2 protein-coding genes are annotated in these 613 nt (G+C 33.3%); both read left to right on the top strand.

The genetic code is table 11. The features are described from left to right. The first annotated feature begins 5 nt into the window (after positions 1 to 5). Entirely contained in the window at positions 6 to 158 is a 153-nt protein-coding gene (locus TCEL_RS14345) for an N-acetylmuramoyl-L-alanine amidase family protein (RefSeq protein ID WP_423219067.1), read from the top strand. Further along, positions 155 to 460: an N-acetylmuramoyl-L-alanine amidase family protein gene (locus TCEL_RS12645; RefSeq protein ID WP_018656597.1), complete on the top strand. Its 306-nt coding sequence runs from the start codon at positions 155 to 157 to the stop codon at positions 458 to 460. The genes TCEL_RS14345 and TCEL_RS12645 overlap by 4 nt, the downstream gene beginning before the upstream one ends. Positions 461 to 613: the final 153 nt, after the last annotated feature.

Here is a 613-nt window from a genome sequence, read left to right as displayed (position 1 = left end):
TGAAGATATGTATAGACCCTGGTCATGGAGGATTTGATTCAGGTGCTGTTGGACCAACTTTGTTAATGGAAAAGGATGTAAATTTATCAATTTCATTAAAGTTAGCAGAGATACTAAAATTAATGGAATTGATGAGTCTTAACAAGAGAAAAGGATGAAAAACCCTGCCAGGAATTCAAGAGAGAGTTTGAAAAATAGGGTGGATTTTGCAAATTCTATAGGTGCTGATTATTTTATAAGTATACATTGTAATAGTGCTGCAGATAAAAATGCTAGTGGGAGTGAAGTATATTGTTATAGCTTAAGGAGTCCTGCTAAAAGTATTGCAGAACAAATATTAAAGGAACTTGTGGATAAGATGGGATTTAGAAATAGAGGGGTTAAAACTAGAAATTTTTATGTTTTGAAACACACAAGATCCGTACTACCCGTGTGTGCCTTGTTGAAGTGGCATTTATAAGCAATATAAAGGAAGAAGCTATACTAAAGAACGAAAATATGCAAGAAAAAGATTGCCCTTTGTATTGCAAGGGGAATTGGAAATGCATTAGGAATAACAATATATGATATAAAACAGGGAAAGGTTATTGCAAAATCTGGACTCAATGTAAGA

This window comes from Thermobrachium celere DSM 8682 (assembly GCF_000430995.1).
GTDB classification, from domain to species: domain Bacteria; phylum Bacillota; class Clostridia; order Clostridiales; family Caloramatoraceae; genus Thermobrachium; species Thermobrachium celere.
This window is presented reverse-complemented; position numbering and strand designations above follow the sequence as displayed.